At 52.1% G+C, this 8,656-nt stretch carries 8 protein-coding genes and 3 pseudogenes; 5 read left to right on the plus strand and 6 right to left on the minus strand.

The window, feature by feature from the left end:
* Nucleotides 1–104 (plus strand): annotated as a pseudogene (locus tag G9463_RS22615) (IS5/IS1182 family transposase); the annotation flags it as partial.
* A gap of 552 nt (nt 105–656) precedes the next feature.
* Here the strand turns inward: G9463_RS22615 and G9463_RS22625 are convergent.
* The 3 genes from G9463_RS22625 to G9463_RS22635 form a co-directional block, all read right to left on the minus strand.
* Nucleotides 657–833 carry a hypothetical protein gene (locus G9463_RS22625; protein WP_165897896.1) on the minus strand — a complete coding sequence of 59 codons (177 nt, stop codon included), beginning with the start codon at nt 831–833 and terminating at the stop codon, nt 657–659.
* A gap of 1,254 nt (nt 834–2,087) precedes the next feature.
* Entirely contained in the window at nt 2,088–2,447 is a 360-nt protein-coding gene (locus tag G9463_RS22630) for a VOC family protein (protein WP_165897897.1), read from the minus strand.
* A 98-nt stretch (nt 2,448–2,545) separates the two neighbouring features.
* Nucleotides 2,546–3,775, minus strand: coding sequence for a glycosyltransferase family 2 protein (locus G9463_RS22635; RefSeq protein ID WP_165897898.1), 1,230 nt, complete (start codon nt 3,773–3,775; stop codon nt 2,546–2,548).
* 275 nt (nt 3,776–4,050) lie between these two features.
* Here G9463_RS22635 and G9463_RS22640 point away from each other — a divergent pair, with 275 nt between their 5' ends.
* Both G9463_RS22640 and G9463_RS22645 read left to right on the plus strand, forming a co-directional pair.
* Complete coding sequence (locus tag G9463_RS22640) at nt 4,051–4,593, plus strand: type IV pilin (protein WP_165897899.1); 543 nt, start codon at nt 4,051–4,053, stop codon at nt 4,591–4,593.
* A 350-nt stretch (nt 4,594–4,943) separates the two neighbouring features.
* Complete coding sequence (locus tag G9463_RS22645; RefSeq protein WP_165897900.1) at nt 4,944–5,681, plus strand: Imm49 family immunity protein; 738 nt, start codon at nt 4,944–4,946, stop codon at nt 5,679–5,681.
* Between the two features lie 145 nt (nt 5,682–5,826).
* Here G9463_RS22645 and G9463_RS24190 read toward each other — a convergent pair.
* Nucleotides 5,827–6,032, minus strand: a pseudogene (locus tag G9463_RS24190) (hypothetical protein); the annotation flags it as partial.
* A complete protein-coding gene (locus tag G9463_RS22650) occupies nt 6,033–6,173 on the minus strand; it encodes a hypothetical protein (protein ID WP_165897901.1) in 141 nt (46 codons plus the stop codon). It lies immediately after the preceding pseudogene.
* A gap of 319 nt (nt 6,174–6,492) precedes the next feature.
* Between G9463_RS22650 and G9463_RS22655 the strand changes: the two genes are divergently transcribed.
* Both G9463_RS22655 and G9463_RS22660 read left to right on the plus strand, forming a co-directional pair.
* Nucleotides 6,493–7,038: a GNAT family N-acetyltransferase gene (locus G9463_RS22655; protein ID WP_255458727.1), complete on the plus strand. Its 546-nt coding sequence runs from the start codon at nt 6,493–6,495 to the stop codon at nt 7,036–7,038.
* A 739-nt stretch (nt 7,039–7,777) separates the two neighbouring features.
* Nucleotides 7,778–8,356 carry a type IV pilin gene (locus G9463_RS22660; protein WP_004966514.1) on the plus strand — a complete coding sequence of 193 codons (579 nt, stop codon included), beginning with the start codon at nt 7,778–7,780 and terminating at the stop codon, nt 8,354–8,356.
* Nucleotides 8,357–8,553: 197 nt separating this feature from the next.
* On the opposite strand, the pseudogene G9463_RS22665 reads toward G9463_RS22660, so the two are convergent.
* Nucleotides 8,554–8,656 (minus strand): annotated as a pseudogene (locus G9463_RS22665) (IS5/IS1182 family transposase); the annotation flags it as partial.

An 8,656-nucleotide genomic window follows, 5' to 3' on the forward strand; every position in this document is an offset into this window, starting at 1 on the left:
ACGCACGAGCGCAGGTCTTCCTCGCACTGTGTCTTCGCCTGGTCGTCGCAATCACCAATTACGAACGCGGAGACAATCCGGGAAGCACGATCATCACGGTGTGAGAAGAGTTCTATGACACCCTCCTCCAATAATGAATCTAAAACCGATGAACGGAGCAGCGACTAAAATTCCGAAGGCGAGAATTGCCGCGAAGCGGAGTACACCCGCCGCCTGTCGCCGATTCTTGGGGAGAGACTCTGCGGTTCCGGACAGCGCGGTTCCGACGACGAGAACCAATATCCATCTAGCATCGCCTGCGCCGCCGGTGCTTGCGGTATACGCGAACATACATAAGAAGGTGAGCGACACGCCAAACTGAACGAGTGCAAGTGGACGGCCTTGTGGCTCATTAAACAGCGTCTCGCTAATATAGGGGACCATACGATACGCGTTCCTGCTCACGATACAAAGGATGTTTCAACGTGATACCAGTAAAACGACCTTTCCTATGCTACGCGATTGTGCTGCAGGAGGCGGGAGGCGACATACTACAGGGCTCGCGCTCTGTATGCACAGCATCCTCGGGAACGATTCGATACCTGTCAGGAGTGGTGTGATCCACACAGAAGTTGTCTGAAGTACTGAATGCCAACTCGTCCCAATCGAGGCTCTTGTTATCTAGTCTGCCACCCGATGAACTTCTCAAACCCAAACGTAAAGCCGAGAAAAACGACAGCGAACACGAACCAACGGAACACATCGAAGGTACCAGTGAACGCAAGCACGTTGAAAATATACGATAATGATGCACCAACGAATGCCGCGACGTAGAGGTTCCGTCGGGCGTCCATGCAGTCGCTTCTAACGACAGTGTGTTAATTCCTCACCACTGGGTTACACGAACGCGTATCTTGTTTGCCGAGTACATCAACCGACTCAGTCCTACTGTATCCCAGATCGCCCACGCTGCACGCCGCACTCGGTTGCGCTCTTCGACGGTACAGTTGCCGCCTCAAGATATCGGGTAAGACCGCTGACCAGCGACCCACCACCGTGTGGCGCAACGTCCCAGCCACGCTCGCCACGTGTATAGATGCTTCGCGAGCGTCTGTACGCCCTGTGCCAGAAGGCCCAGTGCTGCACAGAGTAACATAATTGCTGCTACTAGCATGGCAGTGCCGAAGAGGACACACCAATGGGCGGAAACAATCGCCCAAGGAACAATGTTTCAGGAATCTGGCTGGCACCACTCCACAAAATCACCACCACCGAAGCCACGTCATGTCCAAGTCGCGCGGTCTGCTAATCACTCTCTTCGCAGTTATCCTTCTACTAGCCTATCGGTCACGCTACACTGACCGTGCCTGCGTCACACTATGAAGAGGCGTCAAATTGTGCTGTCAGCCGTTGCTGCGTGTCCAGTCCTGCGTGAAACCGAGTGATAATCTCAGATTGGTGCTCTGGACATGCGAGCACGGCGACGGCCCCATCCTGAACCTGAATCACCGGTTGCTGTGGGTTGTACGGTGCGAGGTGACAACTGGGGCAGCTCACGCCGCCAGCGGGCCTGTGATTTAGGATTTCAGCGGTGTCTGTAGTCGTGTATCCACAAACAGACTTGAACTGTTTTAAGTGATCAGTACAGCCAACGAGCGGAACCGTTAGCTGATCAATGAGCAGGAACGACGGCATACCATCGGGTGACTCCAGTGCAGACCGACATGCATCACACTGGATCGGCGGATATTCCTCATGTTTGTCCGACGGGTCCTGCAGTGGTTCTCCGGGGACCATAATAAGCAGAGCACGTGAAACTTGGGTACGCACACGGGTAAGTGATATGTTTAGATACTCGTCGGAGGATATCCAACCTCAGCAGACAGCAAACTAGCCTGTTATAAAACCATTCACAGCTGATTTACTGCGGTGTCGATCCGAGTAGAAAATGTTCGCATAAAGATGGCTACAAAAGATAGCGCAACATATAGAGGATCTATGCAGCATAGCTGCGCAATTTATTCCATCTGGTGAGTACTTGATTTGGTTCTGACCGCAAATATCTCACGTATACATAACTGACCAAGCCGCTGTCATCCCAGCTATTGTTAATATTCGCTCACGCAGAAGCCGTTTCCTTCTGGGTCTTCCATTACCGTCCAAGTTGCCGTGTGCGTTTCGTACGCTTCGGTCTTGGTTTCACGGACGGATCCCCCAAGCTGACGGAGTTGTTCAACTGTCTCCTCACGATTCTGGGTTGCCAAGTCAAGATGGATGGGGAGGTCGCGCTCCGTTCCTTTCGGTTGTTCTTTGAACAGCAGATTTGGGCTACCGCCAGGACGCTCAACAATTTCTGGACCAAGCGATCCCGGAAGGTCCTGTTGTTCACCATCAAGAGCTTCCGACCAGAACTCCGCCAGTCGTTCCGCATCAGTACAAGCAAGGGTAATAAATTGTAGTTTTGACATGACCATCAGTTATTCTACAGGCTCAAAACACCTGTTGTCAACGACAATTGTTACCGATTTTGACAGAGAAAAGATCTATTGTAAGTTGTAACCAACAGCTAATCTTTGAACAGTTCCGTATCGAATTCGTCAGCTGAGTCCCGAACGAGACGGTCCTCTCCATCATGAGCGGCAATCGCGCCCTCGCTCAATTCTGGGTTGACCTCTTCGATGGTCTCGGGTGCGACTTTCGTTGTGACCTCAAACTCCTCGATTGGACTAAGAACACCCCATGCAGCCCCGATTGCATGGAGGACAACGGCCAGTGGTGTCAATATCAGAAACACTGGCCACAGCAATGGATGTTTTTTGTAGGCCCACAGACCAAACAGCATATAAATAAACAGGACGACCAGCAGTGCAGTCGAAATCAGTTCGAAGAACTGGATGCTAACTGTTGCACCGGGGACGACCGAAGCACCAATAATCAACAGTGGAATGGCCGGCGAAAAGCCCCACGACACGACGCGAGTTAGTGTCAGTGGTTGGTACACTAGCGGGAGGATATGATTGTCTTTCAGTGTTCCGGACATCCACCGGCGGCGCTGCTTAATCAACGCTTTCAGCGATGGTGGCGCTTGATTCCGAAACCGAGCGTCGACGAGCCGATATTCTAAGTCAAATCGATCAGCAGCTCGCCAAATGAGGTTCGTGTCCTCTGTAATCGTCGCCACGTCCCAGGTGAGTTCATCCTCCAACTCGTGCCGGATTGCAAACCCACCGCCCCATGCGTACAGAGGGTACGATAGACGACGGAAAGCACGCTGTTCGAACTGGTACCCAACGCGGAACACCTCACACAGATAGGCTAGCCGTGAGCCCGTGTAAATCGGCTTCTCAGTAAACTGCACGAAATCTGCATCAGGGAGGCCAGTCAACCCAGTAACCAGTGTATCTTCATCGAGGTACAATACGTACTCTGTGTCACAGGAGACGTGTCTCCGTGCCCACTCGACAGCGCGGCCCTTGTTTGTGGCTTCACAACTGAATGAGTCTGGGACGATGTGCACCGCTGCCCCATCAATTTCGATATCTTGTTCAGCAATAACCTTGACTCCGGCAACGCCGTCGGGAACCGAGTCAACGGTCGCCTGCACAACGTCTTCGGCTCCGATTGTGAGGACGCGCACCTGTACGTCATCCAGCCCCCATGCGTCCATTTCACTTGAGTTCCATCCGATACCAAGTGGTAAGACTTCTATTACCCACCAGAGCGCTGACAACGAATAGACCAGCGCAACCCAAATGAGAAACGTCGTCGTCGCAAACAGCAGCGTATCAATTAGCATCTCATAACGTACAACTATTGTAGTATATACTATCCATTTGAATACACTGTTTTGATGTAATTTAGCGCCTGTGAGCACAAGCTGTCATCTCTAATACTAGTGAATGACAACTAGTTCGACACCAGACTACCCGACAGCACTACGAAGTCTGTGTGCGTCTATGGACTTTCACTATCTCCGATCTGGGACAACTCTAGTAGAGCCACTGACTAAACCTGATACCTGACCACCCGTAGGCGACCGGTTATTTATCATAATAGCGGATAGGTCACTGTATGCCTCACCGACGCCGTGCCGTTTCTCCTATTATTTCGACGATTCTGCTGGTCGCTGTTGTTGTGATACTCAGTGCAACAATTAGCGTCTTCGTGCTCGACCTCGGCTCTACTATCCAAGCAGACGCACCATACATCGAGGTATCAGGTGAATTTGTAGCAGCCGTAGATGACGGAGAACAGGCGGTAGCGATTACACTTGTCGCAGGCGATACCGCACAAACCGACCAGCTCTACGTTTCTGGTTCAAAATCACTTGATATAGGCGGCCGCCCAAGCAGCAGTTCAACGCCTGCAAACGATGCGTACGCAAGCAGGCGAGAGAAATTCACCGAAGCAAGTGGTGACAACCCACCACAGGTCGGGATTGGAGAGACGTGGGAGGCAGGCGAGACAATTTATGTTGATCCTGAAGGAGTTGCTGACGGCGTAACAATATCCATCTACTGGACGAGCATGTCCGTTGAGGGTGTGAATCCGGGGACGCCAGCAGGCGATACTACGTACAAACTCACAACAGTCGAAATGGGGAGAACCTCATAGGTTGACGTGGCGTCTACGAGACGCTCAACCGAGCGCATTGATCGGTTCAAGTATACAACAGCGAAGAGTTTCTCTACGCTATTCGTTAAGTCTATCCGGAGAACCAAGAGATGAAATCCGAGGAGAACCGTTACACGTTCGAAGTGCTGGTCGAATCGGCCGAGAGTGCGAAATAGATTGGCGACCGGCTCCAACAGCAGTTCGACGAAGGACTGACACTGGTTCGAACAGATCAGTTGTCCGATATCCGTGCGGAGGTGTACGCGAATAAAAAATGAATCAATCCTTGATGAGTGCCACTGAGCGTAGTTTCGGATAAGCACCACAGAACGATGAGTCTTCGATGAGATATGACTAAGTCGACTCTGCAGTCGGTAGTCGATGCCGAACGGGCAGAGCTACTGGAAGGGAAAGATGGCATTGAAAAGGCCATCATTACCCGTCCACACCGTGGCCAGACAGTTGCCATCGGACTGCTGGCTCTAGACGAGGTCGATGCTGCCAACGACTGGCTTCAGGCGCTAACTGAAGAGTGGCCGGTTTATGCAAACAGTAAATGGAACTCAAAGTACGAATCGGAACCGCGAAGTCCAGCGTCCCTAGGGCCATGGGGCGATTACATCGATGGACTATTTGCCGCTCTTCTGGCCCGCCAGACCGTGGATGAAATCGCTGCTACAGTATATGAAAGAGCAACAGAGCCATTCGTAGATAGATTGGAGAAGCGTGAATTCGCCCACCGAATCGACTTCGCGCGAGCGCTAAGTTCGCTCATCCTTGGGAACGTCACCGTCGAAACGCATCTCGACACGCTCGAACAGAACGTGGCTAAGCACGGGAGTGACTGGTACCAGGCACGCTATGTGGCATATACACGATGCATCCGAGCAATCCTCGCAGGGCATAGCTCGGAGGCTGAAGCCGGCATTGAGGCACTCTTCGAGTTCCACCGTGACCACGTGGCTAGCGCCCGTGATGCCGACCCCGTCCAGAAGGCCGTCGCTCTCGACGCAACGGTGATGTTGGCACTCGCGCGCCGCGAGGGGTGGCCATTACTGTCGACCACGAACGCATCCCCGACGCACTGAACGACGACGAGTACTACCCAGTCGGGGAGTGACCACGAGCGGTGCCAGTGTCTCCGCTGTCGAAGCAGTCTCCCATGTCTTAGGCTCAAACGACAGCGACACAGCGACAGTCCACGTCACTGCGCGGATCCTGCTGGCTAGCGACGACGCCACAGGCAGGACAGGAGCGGTCACGCCACCGTTCGGGGTTGACTACGGCAGCTGGCTCACCGCTCTGACGTGTGTCTCGCTGGTGAGATACTGGCTGCCCCCGACCCACGGAATCGGGTTGAAAGTCTTCCCGTCTACATGGTAGCGTTTATCGACACTTGCTGACGCCGACTGTGGCCGACGGCAGTCGGGACAACACATCTACCTGCAACCCCAGCGACGGCCCTGAAAGACCTCGCCACTGGCCTGTGCCTGTCGATGCTGGGCACGAATGTCTGGTTGATCATCGGCTTCGGTATCATTGGCTGACTGTTCGTCGACGGACTGCTGGTCAGTGCTCATGATCGGGAAACACCTCACCCATCGGGGGAGCACAAAATTGGCACCGTGTGCAAGCAACCGATCAGAGTGTCAGTCAAGTTCGGACGTGCGTAGGGCCTGTAGACAACCCAGAGTATGAGGAGCGTACAGCGTTTATCTACGAATTATTAGCGATAAGGCCCCTTCTGAAGGTTATTTGAATGTTCGCACAAAGAACTTATATAATTTGAACCAGATGTTTACTACTAGCCGTAAGAAATCATGAAGATACACCTATTTTGGAGAAAAAATAGGAGGTTTTCGAAATCCAATGAGTACTGAGGATCCAGAAGAGGCGACCATGGTCACGCGACTGCTGAACAGTATCCGGACACTCACCGCCAGTCTTCGACCACGTCGGATTAGACCCATTGTCCCACCCGTGACTGTCACTGATGCCAATGATCGAGAAGTTCAGATTCGTCAATATTCTGAAAGTGACCGCAATTCACTGGTCACAATGTACGACGACTTCGACCCAACACAACGTGCACAGGGCGTTCCGCCACGTAGCGTTGAAGCTATTCGCGAATGGCTCTCTGACGCCCTTGACGGAATACATGTTGTAGCCGCTGTTAATAACAAAATTGTCGGCCATATTGGGTTCGTACCCGACGAAACGGGCCGGCACGAACTCATGATATTTGTCCATCCGGATTATCAGCAAGCAGGCATCGGAAGTGACCTGATAGCCGCTGGGCTCGGCCATGCAGAACAGGCTGGTGTAACATACGTTTGGCTCTCCGTTGAGAAAAGAAAACGATACCAACAGCAGTTCTACAATCGGGCAGGATTCTCCCTAGTCAACTCATCAGGAATGACGTACCGGATGTCCAGATTGCTCTAAGCAGCAGCGTGTCATGTAATACTTCTCACCCTCTCTGCCAAGCGATTATACAGCCGTAAATTCCTTTTTCAAACCGTGGTTTCGCTATTCACTGGTTCTGTTCAATCTATACTGAGGCTGTCTTCCTTTTGCCATAATCACCCAATCTCATCTCGTCAATTTTACTTGGTATGTTATTGACAATCAGATGAAACTGACTATTGGACGAAGTATTAGTATACTTTACAAACAAGCAGTTACGGCTAAAATAGTAAGAACATCCGTCTCAGATGGCGGCAGGCCCGGAGGGGCCGGAAAACACGGTTGACCTCCTCCGATGCTGAAAGCCATAAAAAAATGAGTAGCAACGATCACGAATTGACTTCGGAACAGGTTCGACGCAGCCTCCGGGTACTCAAGCTGATGCTTGAGTGCTCTCATACCGCACTGCGGATTGTAGTTATGTTGCTCTTCCTCGCAGCTGTGGTTTCCGGGGCCGCGTAGGCAGCATTCGTATCCGTCCATCCCACTGGGCGGTTGCGAACTAAGCGGTCTGAAGAAGAGAAGTTGTAGATATAAATTTTCTCCATCATTCGCTTGCTTCTTATAAATAGCAGGGATAGTTCTCGCTTTCAGATTTCGGTTTTCCAGACGTTACTGCGGCGTATCTCGTCTTATACCACTTTATGTTTTAGAGAATACAGGAACTGCATGACTGCTTCCAATAGCTATTCCCGTTGAAACATGCTGAGACTATAGTATGGAGATCCCACAGTCGCCGCGCGCTGTCTCTCCAGTTGTTTCAACCATTTTGTTGGTAGCAATTGTCGTGATTCTTGGAACAACGATCTCCGTCCTTGCTCTGGGGGTAACCGATGATCTAAACGATGCCGGCCCGGTGGTCGGACAATCTACTGCGGAATTTATTGGCGACAGGAGCGGTGCAGATGATCAAATCGTCCGAATTACACATATCGCCGGTGACTCCGTTGCAGTGTCTGAAATGGAACTCGTTGTCAGGGCGTGTGGGAAAGCAACTAGACTCATTAATTTGCCTGCTCCGACGACGCGGACCGCGTCGACGCCGACGTATTTCCCGTTCGATGAGGGGAATTTCCAAGGTAACCAAGACCTGCTTAGTGAGGGAACAGTCGGTCAATCTTGGGATGCAGGTGTTCTCCACGAAGACACGACAAACACGTTTGCTGCCGGGTCGTCCTTCGAGTTTCGAATAACCAATGGCGCGTGTTCACTGGCTGCTGGCGAGACGATCGAAGTCATGGTAGTCCATTCGCCCACAAATACGGTGATGATCGATACAGAACTGACAGCTCAATGATATCCTCTGCGCTGTGAACGGAGCGGCTTCCCGCCATAGGAATACTAGCTACGTTTCACTGTTGCTGGCAGGGGGTCCAACCCGTGGAAAGTCGAGAAGGTCATCTGCGACGGTTGCTCTCCCGCCTCCCAATCGGTCGTGGTGGTGCAATTGCCTCGACAGTTGGCTAGCTAACTGAGGGTGTCATAGAACTCTTCTCACACCGTGATGATCGTGCTTCCCGGATTGTCTCCGCGTTCGTAATTGGTGATTGCGACGACCAGGCGAAGACACAGTGCGAGGAAGACCTGCGCTCGTGCG

Origin of the sequence: Haloarcula sp. JP-Z28 (assembly GCF_011440255.1) — an archaeon.
GTDB lineage: Archaea > Halobacteriota > Halobacteria > Halobacteriales > Haloarculaceae > Haloarcula > Haloarcula marismortui.